General features: G+C 60.3%; 15 protein-coding genes. 5 read left to right on the top strand and 10 right to left on the bottom strand.

All coding sequences use genetic code 11. The features are described from left to right. The first annotated feature begins 344 nt into the window (after window positions 1-344). A complete protein-coding gene (gene yjiA / locus MA884_RS25835; RefSeq protein ID WP_256233162.1) occupies window positions 345-1313 on the top strand; it encodes a GTPase in 969 nt (322 codons plus the stop codon). On the opposite strand, the gene MA884_RS25840 is transcribed toward yjiA, so the two are convergent. The 6 genes from MA884_RS25840 to MA884_RS25865 all read right to left on the bottom strand — a co-directional run bounded on the left by MA884_RS25840 (window position 1305) and on the right by MA884_RS25865 (window position 10480). Further along, a complete protein-coding gene (locus MA884_RS25840) occupies window positions 1305-2024 on the bottom strand; it encodes a GntR family transcriptional regulator (protein WP_256233163.1) in 720 nt (239 codons plus the stop codon). The genes yjiA and MA884_RS25840 overlap by 9 nt on opposite strands. Window positions 2025-2046: 22 nt before the next feature. Then, the gene (locus MA884_RS25845) at window positions 2047-2751 is read right to left on the bottom strand and encodes a FadR/GntR family transcriptional regulator (protein ID WP_256233164.1); all 705 of its coding nucleotides are present in this window, start codon (window positions 2749-2751) and stop codon (window positions 2047-2049) included. 59 nt (window positions 2752-2810) lie between these two features. Then, window positions 2811-4124, bottom strand: coding sequence for a C4-dicarboxylate transporter DctA (locus MA884_RS25850; RefSeq protein WP_256233165.1), 1314 nt, complete (start codon window positions 4122-4124; stop codon window positions 2811-2813). A gap of 303 nt (window positions 4125-4427) precedes the next feature. Next, the gene (locus MA884_RS25855) at window positions 4428-4958 is read right to left on the bottom strand and encodes a hypothetical protein (RefSeq protein ID WP_256233166.1); all 531 of its coding nucleotides are present in this window, start codon (window positions 4956-4958) and stop codon (window positions 4428-4430) included. Between the two features lie 197 nt (window positions 4959-5155). Then, window positions 5156-6409, bottom strand: a complete 1254-nt coding sequence (gene glyA / locus MA884_RS25860; RefSeq protein WP_256233167.1) for a serine hydroxymethyltransferase — start codon at window positions 6407-6409, stop codon at window positions 5156-5158. A gap of 222 nt (window positions 6410-6631) precedes the next feature. Next, window positions 6632-10480: an EAL domain-containing protein gene (locus MA884_RS25865; RefSeq protein ID WP_256233168.1), complete on the bottom strand. Its 3849-nt coding sequence runs from the start codon at window positions 10478-10480 to the stop codon at window positions 6632-6634. 271 nt (window positions 10481-10751) lie between these two features. Here MA884_RS25865 and ettA point away from each other — a divergent pair, with 271 nt between their 5' ends. Further along, complete coding sequence (gene ettA / locus MA884_RS25870) at window positions 10752-12416, top strand: energy-dependent translational throttle protein EttA (protein ID WP_256233191.1); 1665 nt, start codon at window positions 10752-10754, stop codon at window positions 12414-12416. 383 nt (window positions 12417-12799) lie between these two features. On the opposite strand, the gene MA884_RS25875 is transcribed toward ettA, so the two are convergent. The 4 genes from MA884_RS25875 to MA884_RS25890 all read right to left on the bottom strand — a co-directional run bounded on the left by MA884_RS25875 (window position 12800) and on the right by MA884_RS25890 (window position 16263). Continuing rightward, the gene (locus MA884_RS25875) at window positions 12800-13291 is read right to left on the bottom strand and encodes a GreA/GreB family elongation factor (RefSeq protein WP_256233169.1); all 492 of its coding nucleotides are present in this window, start codon (window positions 13289-13291) and stop codon (window positions 12800-12802) included. Window positions 13292-13361: 70 nt separating this feature from the next. Then, on the bottom strand, window positions 13362-13715 hold the full coding sequence (locus MA884_RS25880; protein ID WP_256233170.1) for a hypothetical protein: 354 nt from the start codon (window positions 13713-13715) through the stop codon (window positions 13362-13364). 117 nt (window positions 13716-13832) lie between these two features. Next, the gene (locus tag MA884_RS25885) at window positions 13833-15686 is read right to left on the bottom strand and encodes a DUF4105 domain-containing protein (RefSeq protein ID WP_256233171.1); all 1854 of its coding nucleotides are present in this window, start codon (window positions 15684-15686) and stop codon (window positions 13833-13835) included. Window positions 15687-15774: 88 nt separating this feature from the next. Further along, window positions 15775-16263, bottom strand: coding sequence for a DUF3015 domain-containing protein (locus tag MA884_RS25890; protein ID WP_057451579.1), 489 nt, complete (start codon window positions 16261-16263; stop codon window positions 15775-15777). Between the two features lie 272 nt (window positions 16264-16535). On the opposite strand from MA884_RS25890, the gene MA884_RS25895 reads away from it, so the two are divergent. The 3 genes from MA884_RS25895 to MA884_RS25905 all read left to right on the top strand — a co-directional run bounded on the left by MA884_RS25895 (window position 16536) and on the right by MA884_RS25905 (window position 20246). Continuing rightward, window positions 16536-18974, top strand: a complete 2439-nt coding sequence (locus MA884_RS25895; RefSeq protein WP_256233172.1) for a Lon protease family protein — start codon at window positions 16536-16538, stop codon at window positions 18972-18974. A 309-nt stretch (window positions 18975-19283) separates the two neighbouring features. Continuing rightward, window positions 19284-19625 (top strand): hypothetical protein, encoded by a 342-nt coding sequence (locus MA884_RS25900; RefSeq protein ID WP_210641051.1) that lies wholly within the window; start codon window positions 19284-19286, stop codon window positions 19623-19625. A 132-nt stretch (window positions 19626-19757) separates the two neighbouring features. Further along, window positions 19758-20246: a TIGR00645 family protein gene (locus tag MA884_RS25905; protein ID WP_047230159.1), complete on the top strand. Its 489-nt coding sequence runs from the start codon at window positions 19758-19760 to the stop codon at window positions 20244-20246. The last annotated feature ends 131 nt before the right edge of the window (window positions 20247-20377 follow it).

The following is a 20377-nucleotide window of genomic DNA, read 5'->3' on the forward strand; positions in this document are numbered from 1 at the left end:
AGGAGGCCCGTTACGGCGGCAAGGCGGGGCCCAAGTGCTGTTGATCAACTGATAGTCGGTTGATGAGGTAACCCTGTGGGAGCGGGCTTGCTCGCGATGGCGTCAGGTCAGCAGCATTGATGTTTGCTGACCCACCGCTTTCGCGAGCAAGCCCGCTCCCACAGTTGTTTTGGGGTGGCCTCGGGATTTGCATCACCACCGAACCCTTGTGGGAGCGAGCCTGCTCGCGATGGCGTCAGGTCAGCAGCATTGATGTTTGCTGATCCACCGCTATCGCGAGCAGTTTGCCTCGCCTCCACATGGGTTTTGTGCTCTTCTTTCAATTTCGCAACAGGAGAATCACGTTGTCCTCTCCCATCCCGGTCACCATCCTCAGCGGCTTCCTCGGCGCTGGCAAGACCACGCTTTTGCGTCATTTGCTCAAGGCCGAGCACGGCCTGAAAATCGCCGTGATCGAGAATGAATTCAGCGATGCCGGCATCGACACTCAGCTATTGGGCGATGAGCCGGTGCAAGTTATGACCCTGGCCAATGGCTGTGTGTGTTGCACGATTCACACTGACTTGACCAAAGCCCTTTATCTGCTTCTCGAACGGCTGGACAGCGGCGAAATCGCCTTCGATCGCCTGGTGATCGAGTGCACCGGTCTGGCCGATCCGGCCCCTGTGGCTCAGACATTTTTTATCGATGAGGACCTGCGCGAGCGCTACATCCTCGACGGTATCCTGACTCTGGTGGACGCCGCTCACGCCGAGATCCACCTGACCCAGGCCATCGCCCAGGCTCAGGTCGGGTTTGCCGACCGTCTGCTGCTGAGCAAGACCGATCTGGTGGACCCAGACCATGTCCAAGCCCTTGGCGAACGTCTGACGCGGATCAACCGACGGGCGCCGATCAGGGTGGTGGAACACGGCCAAATCGATCTGGCCGAACTGCTCGACATCCGCGGCTTCAATCTCAACGCAGACTTGGGAGCGGGGTTCAGTCTGCGACCGGTGGGCAAGGCAACCGCCGGGGACCGCATCAGCAGTCTCGTGCTTCGCACCGATAAACCGCTGGAGATCGACAAGCTCAGCGAGTTCATGAACCAGTTGCTGGAAGAGCACGGCAAGCAGTTGCTGCGCTACAAGGGGGTGCTGAATATCGCTGGCGAATCCCGTCGACTGGTGTTCCAGGGCGTACTCAAACTGTACGGCTTTGATTGGGACACCGAATGGGCGCCAGGCGAAGCCCGGGAGAGCGTCATTGTGTTCATCGCCGACGAGTTGCCTGAAGAGAAAATTCGCGCAGGCTTCGAAGCCACGCTACTTTGACGTCCCGGTGCCTGTGGCCATCAGCAGCTTTTGCTCAAGATGGTCCAGGTGCTCGCTCATCAGTTGCCACGCCTCATCAACGTTGCCACGTTCTATCGCGTCTACGATCGTCAAATGCTCCTGCCAGGCGCAATGCCTGCGGGCCTTGATCTCATGCCGCGCCAGGGCCAGCGAGGTTAAGGGCACAAGGCTGCCGAGAAACTGCGCCAACGGCGCATTGCCGGCCATGGCCGCCAATTGCAGGTGAAACTCACCGGACAGGCGAATCGCCGGGCCGCGTTCGCCGCGATCCAGGCACTGGCGCTCGCGCTCTACCAGCTCCCGCAGACGCTGTAGATCCTTGGGCTGCGGCGCCTTGCAGGCCAGGCGCACGAGGGTTTGTTCGGTCAGGCGTCGCGCGTGCAGGATCTGCCTGGTCTGCTCCAGGTCCGGGGCCGCCACTTGCGGCCGATGGTTGGGCCGCAGGATCACCACTTGCTGGTGGGACAGGCGCGCCAGGACACGGCGAATGATGCTGCGGCTGACACCGAACACATCCCCCAGGCTTTCCTCGGTGAAACGACTGGCCGGAGCAATACGTTGTTCGAGGATGGCGTCGAAGATCCGCGGGTAGATATCGTCCACCGACGGTTTGCCAATCCGACCGGGCAGCGACAGGGACGCGAGCACGTTGCGGTCAGGCTGATGTGGGTGGGGCATGAGGTTGTTCATGGAGGTCTCCGCAGGCCGTGGCTCAAGTGCCGAGGTTGTCGTCCGGAATATTCAGTTCGATGCCCATGCGCTGGCCTTCCTTGAGGATATGCCGGCGCATTTCGCTGCTGGCCTGGGCGCTGTTCTTGCCGCGGATGGCGCGCACCACGGCTTCGTTCTCCTCCAGGCGTTCGGCCAGGTGCTGGGGTGAATTGCGCAACACATCGGCGCTTTGCTTGAGCGCGTTGCTGGTCTGCTGGACCACGTTTTGAAAAATCGGGTTGGACGTCAAGGCAAACAGCTCTTCATGGAAGGCGATATAGGCGTTGGCGCAGGCGTCGCTGTCGTTGGCCTCCAACGCTTCGCGCATGTCCATGAGGGTCAGGCGCAACTGACCGACTTCCTTGCTGCTGATGGACTGCGCCACCAGGCCGACGATAAAAGGCTCCAGGGTGTAGCGCAGTTGCAGCACGTCCTCCAGGCTCGCACCGGCCATGGCGCTGCCTTCACTGGCGGTGTCGGCGAAGTTGGCCTCCAGCACCACGACACCCTTGCCGGGCATCGAACGCACCAGCCCCAAGGTTTCCAGCACAATCACCGCTTCACGCAGGCTTGGTCGGCTGATGCCCAATTGCTCGGCCAGTTCCCGTTGGCCGGGCAGCATGTCGCCCGAGCGCCATTGGCCCCGGGCGAGTGCGGCACGTAGTTTCTCCACTACGGAGTTGACGACGGTTGATGAACTGATCACTTGTTACTCCTCGAAAATCAATCAGGCGGTGCCGGTTCGCGGGCCGGCACCGCAGTCCTTCAGAATTGTTGCTGATGGGCAGTGCCCGCCGGTTTCCTGGATTGGAAGGCATAACCTTGTTGGCCGGACAGTACCTTGCGCGCCCGAGGGACATCGATGTCTTTTTCCCAGCGGGCAATCGCCACGGTGGCCACACAGTTACCAATCAGGTTGGTCAGGGCTCGGCCGATGCCCATGAACCAATCCACGGCCAGTACCAGCACCAGGCCAACCACCGGGATCGCCGGGACCGCCGTCAGTGTGGCAGCCAGGATCACCAGCGCCGAGCCGGGAATCCCGTGGGCGCCCTTGGAGGTGATCAGTGACACCAGCAGGATGGTCAGCAAATCACTCATCGCCAGAGGCGTGCCGGTGGCGTTGGCAATGAACACTATCGCCAGGGTCAGATAGATCGAAAAACCGTCCAGGTTGAACGAGTAACCGGTTGGAATGACCAGACCGACGGTGGGACTGCCGATTCCCAGATGTTCAAGCTTGCGCATGATCTGTGGCAGGACGGCGTCGGAAGAGGCTGTACCGAGCACGATGAGCAGCTCTTCACGCAGGTATTTGAGAAACGGCAACATCGGCAGGCCCGAGGCACGCATCACCAGGCCGAGGATCAACGCAACGAAGGCGATGCAGGTCAGGTAGAACAGGCCCACGAGGCTGCCCAGGTGTTGCAACGAGTCCAAGCCATATTTGCTGGTGGTGAAGGCGATGGCCCCGAAGACACCAATGGGGGCCAGACGCACGATCATGCCCATGATGCGAAAGATCACGTGGCTCAGTTCGTTGATCAGCCGCGAGATACCGGACGCGGCGTCGCCCACCAGGTTCAGCGCGCTGCCAAACAGCACGGAGAACAGCAGTACTTGCAGAATGTTGTTTTCAGCGAAGGCCCCGAGCACCGAGGTCGGGATCAGGTTCATGAGGAACTGGGTGGTGGTGACCAGATGCTCGCCACGCTGGGCGATATCGCCCATGTCTGCGCTGGAAAGCTGTTCCAGGTGAATGTTCGCGCCACTGCCGATGCCGGTGCTGAAGGCAAGCACCAGCCCGATGACCAGCGCGATGGTGGTGAGGACTTCGAAGTAGATGACCGACTTGAGGCCAATGCGCCCGACCTTCTTGAGGTCTCCGGCACCCGAGATACCGCTGACTACCACGCAGAACACGATCAGGCCGATGAGCATCTTGATCAGCTTGATAAAGCCGTCGCCGAGGGGTTTGAGCTGTGCGGAGTATTCGGGAAGGGTCAGCCCACAGACGATGCCGAGCACCAATCCGAGGACAACTTGAAGGAAGATCGAACGCGAGCACCATTTGAGCATGGGAGGGATTCCTGGTTCGGTGTCCTTTTTCGCCGTCAGTAGAGCTGTTGGCGTCAGGACTTCATTATTGTGGTCTTACCGGTTTGTCCAGTGCAGGGGCAGTCTAGGCGCGGTTTTTGCTGCTGCGCAAGCTGATTTGCAGAGATTTGGCATGACCGGTCTTACCAGTTGAGGCGGAACCCTTGTGCTTGAGCCGTTTGTTGCGGTGAAAAAAAGGCTGTCAGTGGCAACCAGCCCGACACGGAACTCAGTGGCGAGGGTTTAGGTTCCTCGCCACAAAGGTTGTCGGATGGGGACGTCCTCTTAAAGAATGCTCAAGATGAAAGTTGCTTTCGCCGTTTTTTCTGTTTCGGCGAGATAAATATAAGGCGAGCCTCGTACTTTTAATCCGCCTATATATTTTTTCTTTTCTGTCATGAGCGAGACAGGTAAATGGGGGCTGGAAATGTTCTTCAGAGTGATGGCGTTGTTCTGATGATCAACGAGGGTAAAGAGCATCGGATCATCCGTGCCTGAGTCCTGTGCGCCCAGAACCTCAAGCCAGCGTTTACCGATAAATTTGTTGTCATGTTCCCCCGTGTTTTTAATGACCAGGCTGTAGCCGTCGCTGGTATGGCGAAAATGCAGTTTTAATGCGGCGGCGGAGAGGTTCTGGCCTTTCGGGCGCATGCCGAGCAGGCTGGAATGGTCATGGGTTTGGGGACGGCCGGTAAAGAAGCCACCGCTGAATAAACTCACGGTGGCCATCGCGGGTTTGCCATGAAGTATTTCAAGCAGATTGACGTGGCTGTCAAACATTCGAAGTGTTGCGCTAAAAGATTGATCACTGTCCATGTGATTCGACTTCCCGTTGGGTGTATGAAGTGTGCAGTTATGGATGTTATTGATTTATCGGCTGTCGGTGGTGCTGTGTGTATTGCAGGAGATTATATAAACGTGGGGTTTAGTTGTTTGGGGCAGTTGTTTGCACCCATGAAAAAGGCCCCCATCTTTCAATGGAGGCCTTTTTTAATGATGGTTTAGCGGGCTGATTAGGCGCCGTACACCGGCAGCTTTTTGCAGATCGCCTTGACCTTCTCGCGAACGGCGTCGATCACCGCTTCGTTGTTCAGGTCCGCCAGGATGTCGCAGATCCAGCCGGCCAGTTCCTTGCACTCGGTTTCCTTGAAGCCGCGAGTGGTGACGGCCGGGGTGCCGAAGCGCAGGCCGGAGGTGACGAACGGGGAGCGTGGGTCGTTTGGCACCGAGTTCTTGTTCACGGTGATGAAGGCCTTGCCCAGTGCTGCGTCGGCATCTTTGCCGGAGATGTCCTGTTTGATCAGCGACAGCAGGAACAGGTGGTTCTCGGTCCCGCCGGACACGACGTCGAAGCCACGCTCGATGAACACGCCGGCCATGGCCTTGGCGTTTTTCACCACTTGTTGCTGGTAAACCTTGAACTCAGGTTGCAGCGCTTCCTTGAAGCAGATCGCCTTGGCTGCGATCACGTGTTCCAGCGGGCCGCCTTGGGCACCCGGGAACACGGCGGAGTTGAGCTTCTTCTCGATGTCGGCGTTGGCACGAGCCAGGATCAGGCCGCCACGTGGACCACGCAGGGTCTTGTGGGTGGTGGTGGTGACCACGTCGGCGAACGGCACCGGGTTCGGGTAGACGCCAGCGGCAACCAGGCCCGCTACGTGCGCCATGTCCACGAACAGGTAGGCACCGACCTTGTCGGCGATTTCGCGAAAGCGCGGGAAATCGAGGATCTGCGAGTAGGCGGAGAAACCGGCCACGATCATTTTCGGCTTGTGCTCGACCGCCAGGCGCTCGACTTCGTCGTAGTCGATCAGGCCGTTGCCGTCGATGCCGTACTGGATGGCGTTGTACAGCTTGCCCGAAGACGAAACGCTGGCGCCGTGAGTCAGGTGACCGCCGTGGGCCAGGCTCATGCCCAGAATGGTGTCACCGGCCGACAGCAGCGCCAGGTAGACGGCAGCGTTGGCCTGGGAACCGGCGTGGGGCTGGACGTTGGCGTAATCGGCGCCAAACAGCTCCTTGGCGCGGTCGATGGCCAGTTGCTCGACCACGTCGACGAACTCGCAACCACCGTAGTAGCGCTTGCCCGGATAGCCTTCGGCGTACTTGTTGGTCAGTACCGAGCCTTGAGCTTCCATCACCGCGGGGCTGGTGTAGTTTTCCGAAGCGATCAGCTCAATGTGCTCTTCCTGGCGCTGAGCTTCTTGCTCCATGGCGGCAAAGAGATCGGCGTCGTACTTGGCAATAGTCAAATCACGGCTGAACATGGCGGTCCTCAAGGATCGGGGGCAGAAAAGGGGGGCATTCTAACCCAACCGGTTTTGGAAGGCATATGAAAGGACGTCATGTCGCGGACGAATGGGATTCAAGCAAGAGGGGCGTTGCCTGTACTGGCCTCATCGCGGGCAAGCCTTGCTCCCACAGATGTCTGCATGCCCCTGTGGGAGCAAGGCTTGCCCGCGAGAGGCCGGCCCGGGTAGTACAAGGCTTCAATCGAGCATAAACAGCGCTTCATTGCTGAACTGCGCTTCAAACCGGTTGGCTGGCATCGGGCGGCCGAACAGGTAGCCCTGGACTTCGTCGCAGCCATGTTCGCGCAGGAAGTCGAGTTGTTCGTGGGTTTCGACCCCTTCGGCGATTACCGCCAGGTTGAGGCTGTGGGCCATGGCGATGATCGCCCGGGCGATCTGGGCGTCCTGCTCGCCGGACGGCAGGCCATCGACGAAGGTGCGGTCGATTTTCAGCACGTCGATGGGAAATTGCTTGAGGTAGTTGAGGGACGAATAACCGGTACCGAAGTCATCCACAGCGATACTCAGGCCCAGGTTTTTCAGCCCGGCCAGAATCTGCATCGCCTCGCTGACCTCGCGCATGAGGATACTTTCGGTCAGTTCCAGCTCCAGGCAGGCCGGCGGCAGACCGGTGCCGCGCAGGATGTTGGCGATTCGCGTGCCGAGCTGGCCGTCGGAGAACTGCCGGGCTGAAATGTTGACCGAGACTTTCGGCACCCGGACCTTGGCCTGGTGCCAGGTCTTGAGCTGCCGACAGGCTTCGCTGATGACCCAGTCGCCGACGTCCACCACCAACCCGAGTTCTTCGAGTACCGGGATAAAGTCCCCCGGCGGCACCAGCCCGCGCCGCGGATGGCGCCAGCGCAGCAAGGCCTCGGCGCCGGTCAGGCGTTTGCCGTCGCCGCTGAACTGTGGCTGGTAATACAACACGAACTCGTTCTGCTCCAGGGCGTGGCGCAGGTCGCTCTCCAGCTCCAGTCGTTCCAGGGCGCTGGCGTTCATGTCGGCCTGGTAGAACTGGAAGTTGTTCTTGCCGCGTTCCTTGGCGTGATACATGGCCGTGTCAGCGTTCTTCATCAACTGACTCAGCTCGTTGCCGTCCTGGGGGCTGAGGGCGATACCAATACTGGCGGTGACAAAGAACTCCCGACCTTCCAGTACGAAAGGCCGGACCAGGCTGGCGAGAATCTGCTCGGCGACGTTGATCGCCCGGTTCAGCGCCATTTCGCGGCTGGAGCGCGGTTGCAGCAGCAGGGTGAATTCGTCGCCGCCCATGCGCGCCACGGTGTCGTCGTCGGCTACGCAGCCGAGCAATCGCGTGGCCATTTCCTTGAGCATCCGGTCGCCCGCGGCGTGGCCCAGGGAATCGTTGATCGGCTTGAAACGGTCCAGGTCGAGGAACATCAGCACGACCCAGTTTTTCTGCCGCTCGGCCGATTGCAGCGCGGTGTGCAGGCGATCCTGGAACAACGTGCGGTTGGGCAGGTGGGTCAGGGCGTCGTAGTAGGCGAGGCGATGGATGCGCTGCTCGCTGGCCTTGCGTTCGCTGATGTCGCTGAAAAAGCACACGTAGCTGGCCAGGTCGCCTTCATCGTCCAGCACCGCCGTGATGCCGACCCAGGCCGGGTAATGTTCGCCATTGCGGCGCTTGAGCCAGACTTCGCCTTCCCAGGTGCTGTGTTGCTGTAACTGCTTGAGCACATAACGCAGGTGGGCTTCCTGCTGTTCGTCGACGGTCAACATGTTGGGCAACTGGTCCAGCACTTGTGACACGGCATAACCGCTGACACGACTGAAGGCTTCGTTGGCCTGGACAATGTAACCGGCCGGGTCGGTGATCAGGATCGCCGAGGTCGAATGCTCGAATACCGTGGCGGCCATGCGCAGGTCTTTTTCGGCGCGTCTTTGCTGGCTGATATCGCGACCCACGCCTAGCACGCCTTCGAACGCGCCAAGGTCATCCCATACCAGCACCAGTCGCAGCTCGATGGGGATCTTGCGCCCGTCGGCGCGCAGGCAATCGAACAGGAACAGCTGGGTCTGCATCTGGTTGCGCAACTCGGCCAGTTGCTCGGGCTTGTCGAGGGCTTTGCTGACCCGATCCATCAAGGTGTAGATGCCGGTCAGTTGTTGCGGATTGGCGATGGTCGATTGCCAGCCGTTCTGGAATATCCAGTCGGCGCTGTAGCCCAGCACCGCTTGCACCGAGGGGCTGACGTAATTGAGCGAGAGTTTGCTGTTGGTGGAAAAAATCACGTCGCTGATGCTTTCGGCGAGCATTCGGTAGCGTTGTTCGCTGTCGCGCAGCGATTCGCTGGCTTCGATCTGTTCGGTGATGTCCTTGGCCACGCCGATGATACGTGTCACCTGATCGTGCCGGTCCCGGGCCAGCGCTTGTTCGCGAATGTCGAAGCGCCGCCATTTGCCGTTGCGATGACGAAAGCGCAACTGGCATTGCAGCAGTTGCGCATACCCGGCCCGCCGTTGTTCCTGGCGCAAGTTGTGATAGTGGTCGGCGTCTTCGCTGTGCAGCAGGATTTCCCAGAAGTATTCGCCCATCTGGTGCAGTTCGGTGCGGTCGTATCCCAGGGTCTGCCCCAGGTGATGGTTGCTGAAGATCATCCGCTGGCTGATCACGTCTTGCACATAGAGATGGTCCGGCACGGTGCGCACCACGTCGGACCAGAAGCCTTCGCGTTCGAGCAGCGAGAGTTCGATGAGCTTGCGGCTGGTAATGTCGCTGATGCTCAGGATGACGGCGTTGTAGTCCTGCTGTTTTTCCGGCAGGCGCAGCACCAGCCACAGGTGTTGATCACGGCCATGGGCGTCCTGCAGCTTGATTTCCAGCTCCAACTGCTTGTGCTGATCAAGCAGCGCTTCGAGCAGTTTCGAGCCCACGGGATTGTTATCCGGGGCTGCATTGCCGACCAGCAGTTGCCAGGCCCGTTCGCAGGAGGTGACATTGAGCAGCTTCAACGCCATCTGATTGACTTCGGTGACGTGAACTTCCTGCTGCAATTGTTCAAGCTGGTGAGGGACGGACACCCAGGCGCGCAACTGGTCGCCATTGTGCAAGCCGGCCCTTTCAAAAAACGCCTTGAGGCTCGACAGGTCAAGCACGCAGAGCGCGACGCCCGTGCCTTCGAAAATATCCTGGTAGCGCCGACGGCCCTCGTGCAACTGGCGCTGACGCCGACGCATGTTCAGGAGCGCGATCACCGGCAGCATCGAAAACGCCAGGCCCAGCAGGCATTTGCCGATGAAGGCCGGGAGCAGTTGTTCGAGCACCTGACGCCGGTCGAACAGCCCACGCAATTGCCAGTCGCTGCTGCTCAGGGGCACGGTCAGCACAGTGTTGCTCAGATCATCCGGGGACAGCCGGGTAGGGTGGGCCGAGGGCAGGCTTTCGTCCCGACTGATGATTTGCTGGTTGAGCCGGTTTTCCACCAGCCACAGTGGGCGCATGCCGGTATCGGCCTGCTTGGTCAGGGTCGAGAAGAAGGTCGGGGTCAGGCGCAGGGCCCAATAGCCGCGGCTGCTGCCGGCGGCCTGGTGCAATAACAGATGCACCACGGAGCCGTCCTCGGCATTGCTGAAATAGTGCGCTTGGGCATGACTGCGCCGTACCAGGTCCACCAGATAATCGGCATCGTGGCTGGCGGGATCACTGTCGCTGAGCACCCGGCCGGAAGGACTCAGCAACGCCAGGCTGCGTAGCTCGGGTAACGATTGCTGGAGTTTGCGCAGCAGAGCCTGCTGCTCGTCGGCGCTCTGCGGTTGTTCGATGATCGGTAGCAGGTTGAGGGCGATTTGCGCATTCAAGGCCATGTTCAGGCTGACTTGCGCGGCCAGGTCGGCGGTGTAATCGATGGTGTACTGGCGCTGTTGCTGCTGGGTTTCGTGTAGTTGGTCAAGCAACTGCCAGAAGAGCAGCCCGAGTAACAACAACACCAACGTGGCTAGCGCGCCCTTCAATGTCCCGCGCAGGGGCGAGCCGCTCGCAGCAGTCGGTGCGCGTGGGGACAGGGTCGGCGTGACGTTGGACAAGCTATAATCCTGCAGTTTGCTGGACTGGCGCGACGTGCACTATAAGCCGGACGCCCAAAGGGCGGCTAGCATGCCTTGACTTGTGGCAAAGTGCCAGCCCCTGGTGGCTGGACCTTGACCGATGGTTGAGGTAGCTTTGCCGGTCAAACAAGAGCGCGCAAGCTCCGATCCCCAGGCTTTTATCTGCCCGCCGGCATTGATCACCGTCAAGCGCCGGCGCCGCGCATGGCCTGGCTCGTTCTTTTCACCTGTCACTGACGCTAGGTTCACCATGGCTCAATACGTCTTCACCATGCATCGGCTGAGCAAAGTTGTTCCGCCGAAGCGGGAAATCCTGAAAAACATTTCGCTCTCGTTCTTCCCCGGCGCCAAGATCGGCGTGTTGGGCCTCAACGGCTCGGGTAAGTCCACGCTGCTGAAAATCATGGCCGGTGTCGACAACGAATTTGACGGTGAAGCCCGTCCGATGCCGGACCTGAACATCGGCTACCTGCCTCAAGAGCCTCAGCTGGATCCGACCAAGACCGTACGTGAAGTGGTCGAGGAGGCCGTCAGCGTGATCAAGGATGCCCAGGCGCGCCTGGACGAGGTCTACGCTGCCTACGCCGAACCGGACGCCGACTTCGACAAGCTGGCCGCCGAACAGGCCAAGCTCGAAGCGATCCTGCAAGCCAGCGATGGCCATAACCTGGATCGCCAACTGGAAGTCGCCGCCGATGCGCTGCGCCTGCCCGCGTGGGATGCCAAGGTCGAAGTCCTGTCCGGTGGTGAAAAGCGCCGCGTGGCCCTGTGCCGCCTGCTGCTGTCGGCGCCGGATATGCTGTTGCTCGACGAACCGACCAACCACCTGGACGCCGATTCCGTCGCCTGGCTCGAACACTTCCTGCACGATTTCCCGGGCACCGTGGTCGCGATCACGCACGACCGTTACTTCCTGGACAACGTTGCCGGCTGGATCCTGGAACTGGACCGCGGCGCGGGTATTCCTTACGAAGGCAACTACTCGGGCTGGCTCGAAGCCAAGTCCGATCGTCTGGCCCAGGAATCCAAGCAGCAGTCGGCCCATGAAAAAGCCATGAAGGAAGAGCTGGAATGGGTGCGCAAAGGCGCCAAGGCCCGCCAGTCCAAATCCAAGGCACGTCTGCAACGCTTCGAGGAAATGCAGTCCCAGGAATTCCAGAAGCGCAGTGAAACCAACGAGATCTACATCCCGGCCGGTCCACGCCTGGGTGACAAGGTCATCGAATTCAAGAACGTCTCCAAGGGCTACGGCGATCGCGTGCTGATCGACAACCTGTCGTTCGCCATGCCAAAAGGCGCCATTGTCGGTGTGATCGGTGGTAACGGTGCGGGTAAATCCACGCTGTTCCGCATGCTGATGGGCAAGGAAACACCGGATTCGGGCAGCATCGAAATCGGCGAAACCGTGCAACTGGCCTGCGTCGACCAGAGTCGCGAAGACCTGGACGGCAGCAAGACGGTGTTCCAGCAGATATCCGACGGTTCCGACCAGATCCGCATCGGCAACTATGAAATTCCGTCGCGCACTTACGTGGGGCGCTTCAACTTCAAGGGCGGCGACCAGCAGAAGTTCGTCAAGGACTTGTCCGGTGGTGAACGCGGTCGTTTGCACCTTGCGTTGACCTTGAAGGAGGGTGGCAACGTCCTGTTGCTCGACGAACCGTCCAACGACCTCGACGTCGAAACCCTACGTTCCCTGGAAGAAGCCCTGCTGGACTTCCCGGGCGCAGCGATTGTGATCTCCCACGACCGGTGGTTCCTCGACCGCGTGGCGACCCACATCCTGGCATACGAAGACGACTCGCAAGCGGTGTTCTTCGAAGGCAACTACACCGAGTATGAGGCCGATCGCAAGAAACGCCTGGGTGAAGCTGCTGCCCAGCCGCACCGCGTACGGCACAAGAAACTGGCCTGATACGGCCGGCGATCGAGCGATAAAACCTGTGGGAGCGAGCCTGCTCGCGATAGCAGTGGATCAGCCAGCATAAGGTTGCCTGATCCGCCGCCATCGCGAGCAGGCTCGCTCCCACATTGGTTTTGGGTCAGCCACAAGCTGCACGGTGGGGCTCACTCCCACATTGGTTTTGGGTCAGCCACAAGCTGCACGGTGGGGCTCGCTCCCACATTGGTTTGGGTCAGCCACAAGCTGCACGGTGGGGCTCGCTCCCACACTGGTTTGGGTCAGCCACAAGCTGCACGGTGGGGCTCGCTCCCACACTGGTTTTGGGTCAGTCACAAGCTGCACGGTGGGGCTCGATTCCTGTGGGAGCGAGCCTGCTCGCGATGAGGCCGGCAAGATCACCCCGGTTCTATCGCCACCACTTCAATCGTCAACTCCCCCACCGGCCGCTTCCAGACCACCTCGTCCCCAACCTTGGCACCCAGCAACGCCCGCCCCAGCGGCGAACCCCAATTGACCAGTCCGCTGGCCGCATCGGCCTGATCTTCACCCACCAACTGCACTCGCTGCTCGTGGTCATGCTCATCGACAAAGGTCACCCAATGCCCGATCCGCACCTGATCCACTGAGGTTGGCGTAACGACCTGCGCGCTTTGCAAACGCGGATTGAAATACCGCAGATCCCGTTCGATATCCGCGATTCGCTGCTTGTCCGCCAGTTCTCCCCTGGCCACCTGCTGGCTGTGCAGCGCCTGCAGCTCAGCGACCCGGGCCTGTAATTGGGCGAGTCCGGCGGGCGTGACGTAATTGGGTTGCGCGCTGACCTGGCGTTCGACCGGCTGATCGGCCTGGGCAGTGGCGTTGTCCTCGTTGACGAAGGCGCGACTCATGATGTTCTCCTCTATTGGAGTTTGGGCCATGGTCGCAGGCTTTTGGTTTCAGCGGATGTCTGTACGCGACTCACTGTGAGCGATAAGCCCGGGCGGCGTCCTGGTCCTTCTGCTGCTGCCAGGCCCGTTCTCGCTCGTCCCAATGGCGTTCGCGGTAAGCGTTACGCTCCTCACTTTCGCGCATGGCCTGGCATTGACGGAAACCGTCGCTCCAGCCTTCGGCATAGGGAGCGTCCTTGAGATACCGTGGCACGTCCTTCCTGAACTGGCCGGTGATCACGCCGGCTGCCTGCCGGCCGCTGCTGCAACCGTCATCAAAGCCGTCGGCGAATGCCGGAGGGTAACCCCGGGCGATCAGGTTTTCGTGGGTGGTTTCGCAGCCACCGAGCAACATCACCACACTCAGCACCCCCGCGCGCCTCATTTTTTTGCATTCCTGCCTGATCCACTCATAAGAGAAGTTTAGAAGTGGATTCGTCAGGCCGATGTGAAAGCGCTGTGATGAATCTGTTCGCTTAGGTGAGTGCGGGGTATGCCCCGGTCAATAGTGATACCACTTCACCTCGAGCATCACTTCGTTCTCCGGTGACGCCAGATGGCTGAATTCGCGCTGGGCGCTCAGGCGCAGGCCGAGGTTGCGGGACAGTTCCCACTGCTGGTTCAGGCTCACGCTCCGGCGCACTTCGCCGTTGACGAAATAGTCGCCTTTGGCCTCCAGGCTCAAGTTGCCCAGCGGGTTTTTCCACAGCACACCAGTGTTGAAGCCTGTGGCCGGGGCGATGAATTGGGCGAAGTCGTTGTTGTGTTCGACCCGCACCGTGCCCAAGGCGAACCCCAGCAGGTCGTCACCCAGTGCCCAGGTGCCCCCGGCCCCACCGTTGACGTGGCTAACCAGGGTTTCATCGTCGTGCTTGCCCGGCACCCGTTCCAGGCCTCCGGTGACTTGCCAGGACAGCGGTTGCAGCAGTTCGTTGCGCGGGGTCAGGGAGCGAATGGTCGCAAGGTCCAGTTGCTGCACCTGCCAATCATTGCCTTCGTACTGACGCAGCTTCAGTTGCAGGATCTCGATCTGCGCCCCCAGGGGGAAACTCTCGGCGTTGTCGTTGAGGTCGTGATACGCCATGCGCAGGCCATATTCGCCGAACGCCCGGTCGCCACGGGTGCCGAGGCCGGCCTGCCAGGTGCGCGACTCATGGCCATCTTCGGGCAGGCCCGGTTGCGGGATGTCGAGTTCCGGCGCGGGGTTCTGGTTGATCGCCCGCAACAGTTCGAAACTGCGCTGGGCGCGCTGCGGGTCGCGTTCCTGGCCGTTGGCGCGGTAGCGCTCCAGACGATAGGCCGCGTCGATGATCAGCGCCTGGCGGGCGCGAGGCAATGCCTTGAAGGCTGAAGTTTGCAATTGTTTTTGGTCGGCGCTGACTTTCAGCACCCATTGCTGCTCGTCGTCGGTGAGTGGCTCGGCGCGGCTGAGCAACTCCCGCTCACGGGAGGGCCGGTACTCGATGCTTTCCACCAGCCCGGCTTCTTTCACCGCCTTTACGGTGTCGGTGGGAATCGCCGTCAACGGGAATTGTTCGGTCAGGCGCAGGCTGGGACGGGCCACTTGTAGCAGTTCGAGCAAGCGATAGGAGCAATTTTCATCGAAGAAAAAATAGTCGAACTGAATCTGCTTGAGTTCCCACACATGCTCGACCATGCGCTCGGTTTCCGCCTGGCTCAGATTGAGGCGGTATTCCCACAGGTCGCGGTTTTCCAGGCTGCGGTACTCGGAGAGTTTCTCCTGATAGGGCACCAGGGCGAACAGGCCCGGATAACCGCCCATCAGGCCTTTCCAGGCATAAAGAATGCTGTTGTCCGAGCCTTCGATGTAGGCGCCGAAGTTGATCGCATAACTGAGCAGCGCGGTCTTGTCGCTTTGCACATCGGCCTGATCGATACGCAGCAAGGTATGGCCGAACATCGAAGAAGGGCTGTTCAAATAGGCGGCCGGAAAGATCATCACCGCGCTGTGGGGCGCGACATCCTTGAACCATTGGGTGAATTCGCTGCAGTCGACCGTCGGCAGATCCGTCAGGTTGAGCTGCGCCTTCAGCCAGCGTGTACGCGCCGGGTACACACATTGGGCGTGTTGCTGGCCAGCACTGGCCGGGCCGTACAGCGCCTGCACCGTGGCAGTCAGTTCGCGGTCGGGATGTTCGTTGCCGTCAGGGGCGAGGAAAAATCTTTTGTCGCTGATATAGCTGCGCCAGCCGCCGAGCTTGGCGGTTTCGTAATGGCCCAGGGAAATCCAGAAACGGTCGCTGGCCAGTTGCTGCAAACGTTGAGGGTCGACATGAGGTGCGGCGGACAGCGGGGCGCACACACAGAGCGCCAGCCAGGCGAGGCGTTTGAGCATAGTTGGCTACTTGGAAAGTCGAAAATAAAGACCGAAAGGGGCCCCAAAAAGAAAACCCGCTCCCCGAGAGGAGCGAGTGGTGTCGAGCTTAAGCTTGAGTGGCGTACTTGGCCAGGCGAGGGTCGCTTTTCAGCACGGCCAGGGTGTTGGTATGCACGTCTTCTGCGGTCACGTCAGCCTTGCTGAAGATCTGCTGGAAGTGCTCATGGGTGACAGCGGAGAAATGCGCGCGATCTTCCGGAGCCACGCCCAGTACCACGGCGTAAGTAGTCAGCGCTTCGCCCTGACCCTTGGCCATGTCTTCGGACAGCTCGTTCATCATGCCATTCATGGCCAGCCAGGACTTGCCACCGTAGGTCAGTGCCGCGTTGGTCGAACAACCGTTGGTGCCGGATGTCATGCCGAAGGTGGCGTTGCCGGAAGTGCCGTTGGTGGTGGATGCCAGGAAGTGAGCCGGAGTGCCACGCTGACCTTCGAACAGCATGTTGCCCCAACCGCAATCCGGACCGCCTGGCGCCTGAGCCATGGCGTTGAGGGATACAGCGGTGAAGAGAGTACCGAGAAGAATCCGTTTCATAGCTATGTTCTCTTTTATGTGCATACCAATGGACAGGGTCTGACCCTACAGGCCAGTGGGCCGGTTATTGTTCCAGCCGCGCAGTTTGGAGTTTAGGCACGATCCGAGGGTTCCGTGACATTTTGCAAAAACTAACTGCAATGCCATGAATTTACGGGCTCGGGCTCAAGGTATGCCCCTGGACTATGCTTTGGTCTGAGGCGCTCCTTGCCAGTCAGGTGCAGGCAGCGCCAGAATGCCGCTATCTGCCCCGCCTGATGTAAGGAAGCCCGATGCCTGATCCTGTTGCTGCCAGCTTGCGCCTAGCGCCCGAAGCGCTGACCCGCCCGTTTTCCGCTGAACAGTTCAGCTTCTCTACCACCAATGATCTGGAGCCCTTCCGCGGTGTGCTTGGCCAGGAGCGTGCGGTCGAAGCATTGCAGTTCGGCGTGGCCATGCCGCGTCCCGGTTACAACGTCTTTGTCATGGGCGAGCCCGGCACTGGCCGGTTTTCGTTCGTCAAACGTTACCTCAAGGCCGAAGGCAAGCGCCTGCAGACTCCGGCGGACTGGGTCTACGTCAACAACTTTGATGAACCCCGCGAGCCCCGTGCCCTGGAGTTGCCATCGGGTGCGGCGGGGGCTTTCATCGCCGACATCAACGGCCTGATCGACAACCTGCTGGCGACTTTCCCGGCGGTGTTCGAGCACCCGTCCTATCAACAGAAAAAAAGCGCCATCGACCGTGCTTTCAACCAGCGCTACGACCGCGCCCTGGATGTAATCGAGCGTCTGGCGCTGGAGAAGGATGTCGCCCTGTACCGTGACAGCAGCAACATCGCCTTCACGCCGATGAGCGAGGGCAGGGCCCTGGACGAGGCGGAATTCGCCCAGTTGCCGGAGTCCGAGCGCGAGCGTTTTCATGACGATATCTCGGGCCTGGAAGAGCGTTTGAACGAAGAACTCGCCAGCCTGCCGCAGTGGAAGCGCGAGTCCAGCAACCAGTTGCGTCAACTCAACGAAGAGACCATCACCCTGGCCCTGCAACCCTTGCTGGCGCCGCTGTCGGAAAAATACGCAGAGAACGCCGCTGTCTGCGGTTACCTGCAAGCCATGCAGGTCTACCTGCTCAAGACGGTGGTCGAGCAGTTGGTGGACGACAGCAAGAGCGACGCCATTGCCCGCAAGCTGTTGGAGGAGCAATACGCCCCTAGCCTGATGGTCGGGCATCCAACCAGCGGTGGCGCACCGGTGGTGTTCGAACCGCATCCGACCTACGACAACCTGTTTGGGCGCATTGAATACAGCACTGACCAGGGCGCGCTCTATACCACCTATCGGCAACTGCGCCCCGGGGCGTTGCACCGGGCCAACGGTGGTTTCCTGATCCTCGAAGCAGAAAAGATGCTTGGCGAGCCGTTCGTGTGGGATGCACTCAAGCGTGCCCTGCAATCGCGCAAACTGAAAATGGAGTCGCCACTGGGCGAGCTGGGGCGTCTGGCCACGGTCACCCTGACCCCGCAGCACATCCCGCTGCAAGTCAAAGTGGTGATCATTGGCGCCCGCCAGCTCTACTACGCCTTGCAGGACCTGGATTCGGACTTCCAGGAAATGTTTCGCGTGCTGGTGGATTTCGACGAAGACATTCCGATGGGGGACGAAAGCCTGGAGCAGTTCGCCCAGTTGCTCAAGACCCGCACTTCGGAAGAGGGCATGGCGCCGTTGACCGCGGATGCGGTGGCGCGCCTGGCTACCTACAGTGCGCGTCTGGCCGAGCATCAAGGGCGCTTGTCCGCGCGTATTGGTGACCTGTTCCAGCTGGTCAGCGAAGCGGACTTCATTCGCCAACTGGCCGCTGACGAGATGACCGATGCCGGACACATCGAGCGGGCCCTCAAGGCCAAGGCAACCCGTACGGGACGCGTCTCGGCGCGGATCCTCGACGACATGCTGGCGGGGATCATCCTGATCGACACCGACGGCGCGGCCGTGGGCAAGTGCAACGGCTTGACGGTGCTGGAGGTGGGGGATTCGGCGTTCGGCGTGCCGGCGCGGATTTCCGCCACGGTCTACCCCGGTGGCAGCGGTATCGTCGACATCGAGCGGGAGGTCAACCTCGGTCAGCCGATTCACTCCAAGGGCGTGATGATCCTCACCGGTTACCTGGGCAGCCGGTATGCCCAGGAATTCCCCCTGGCGATCTCGGCCAGCATCGCCCTGGAGCAATCCTACGGCTACGTGGATGGCGACAGCGCATCCCTGGGGGAGGCATGCACGCTGATTTCAGCTTTGTCGAAGACGCCGCTCAAGCAGTGTTTTGCCATTACCGGCTCGATCAACCAGTTTGGTGAAGTGCAGGCGGTGGGTGGGGTCAACGAGAAGATCGAAGGCTTCTTCCGCCTCTGCGAAGCCCGTGGGCTGACTGGTGAGCAGGGGGCTATCATCCCCCAGGCCAACGTCGCGACCCTGATGCTCGACGAGAAAGTACTCGCTGCCGTGCGAGCCGGGCAGTTCCACGTCTATGCGGTGCGCCAGGCCGACGAAGCCCTGAGTCTGCTGGTGGGTGAACCTGCCGGCGAGCCGGATGAAAACGGTGAATTCCCTGAGGGCAGCGTCAATGCCCGGGTGGTGGAACGGCTGCGGGTGATCGCGGAGATGATCAGCGAAGACGACATCAAGGAAGCGGAAAAGGAACTGGCGCAGCAGGCGTTGGCGGAGGCCAAGCCGGCTTGAGGCAATATTCGCGGCAATAAGCTGTTGTGGCGAGGGAGCTTGCTCCCGCTGGAGGGCGCAGCACTCCCAATCCAAATGGGGGTCGCTGCGCAACCCAGCGGGAGCAAGCTCCCTCGCCACAAAAGCCAGTAAATAGTCACAGATCTGGCGTCAATATTCACACTATGACCATTCGGCGCATTCTGGTCTCGCTGGGGCTTGCGGCCGGAACTTTTCTTCTATTCTCAGTTCAAGGATAACGAGAGCCATCATCGGATCGAAACAGCCTTGTCCTGAGGCTGAATACCGGATCTATCGAGGGGCGCCGCCATGTCGCGCAACCTTTGCCTCACTCGTCAATGCCTGGGCCTTGTGACCCGTATCGAATGCGCCATTCGTCCGCTGGCGGGAGATACCGGTATGTGGACCTTGCTCTTCGCCGCCGGAATGGCTGGCGAACAACCTTCCGCCATCAAGGCTCAAGGCCCTTTTCCCGGCCCGAATGCCGCTGAGTCCATTCTCGACACCATTGTGCAAAGCCTGACACTGCATGGTTATGAGCTGGCCGACGACCCGCAGATCTGGTGCCTGCACATGCAGGCCCAGTTGCGGGAAATCAATGGAGGCCGCTGTCGCAGCGTTGACGGCTTCGAGTTTCGCCCGCTGCATTGAAAGTCGTCAGCGTACGGGCGTTGGCAGTAAAGTTTTGACACAAGGGCTGAAGTCACGGATGGGCCTGGCGTTTATGACCCAGGTCGTGACTGATATACTCGCCGCGATTTTTCAGCCCTGGTGTGAGACTCAATGGAACGCTTTATCGAAAATGCAATGTACGCCTCCCGTTGGCTGCTGGCGCCGATCTATTTCGGGCTGTCCCTGGGGTTGCTGGCCCTGGCGCTGAAGTTCTTCCAGGAAGTCTTTCACATCATTCCCAATGTGTTTGCCATGGCCGAATCCGAGCTGATTCTGGTGCTGCTGTCGCTGATCGACATGGCGCTGGTGGGCGGCCTGCTGGTGATGGTGATGATTTCCGGCTACGAGAACTTTGTCTCGCAACTGGACATCGACTCCGACAAGGAAAAGCTCAACTGGCTCGGGACCATGGATTCGTCCTCGCTGAAGATGAAGGTCGCGGCCTCGATCGTTGCCATTTCCTCGATTCACCTGCTGCGCATCTTCATGGACGCCAAGAACGTCGATCCCGAGCACCTGATGTGGTACGTGATCATCCACATGACCTTCGTGGTCTCGGCGTTTGCCATGGGCTACCTGGATAAACTGACCAAGCACTGAGGTCCGTTCATCGCCCCGGGGCACCGCCCGTCTGTTGCAAGGCAGACGGGCGTTGTCGTTTCTGGTGGCGGCGCTTTGATGAGGGCGCTCGTCACCCGCCACGGCATCTGTGCTAGTCTGCTCGCCCTTTT

This window comes from Pseudomonas sp. Q11 (genome assembly GCF_024494355.1).
GTDB lineage: Bacteria > Pseudomonadota > Gammaproteobacteria > Pseudomonadales > Pseudomonadaceae > Aquipseudomonas > Aquipseudomonas hefeiensis.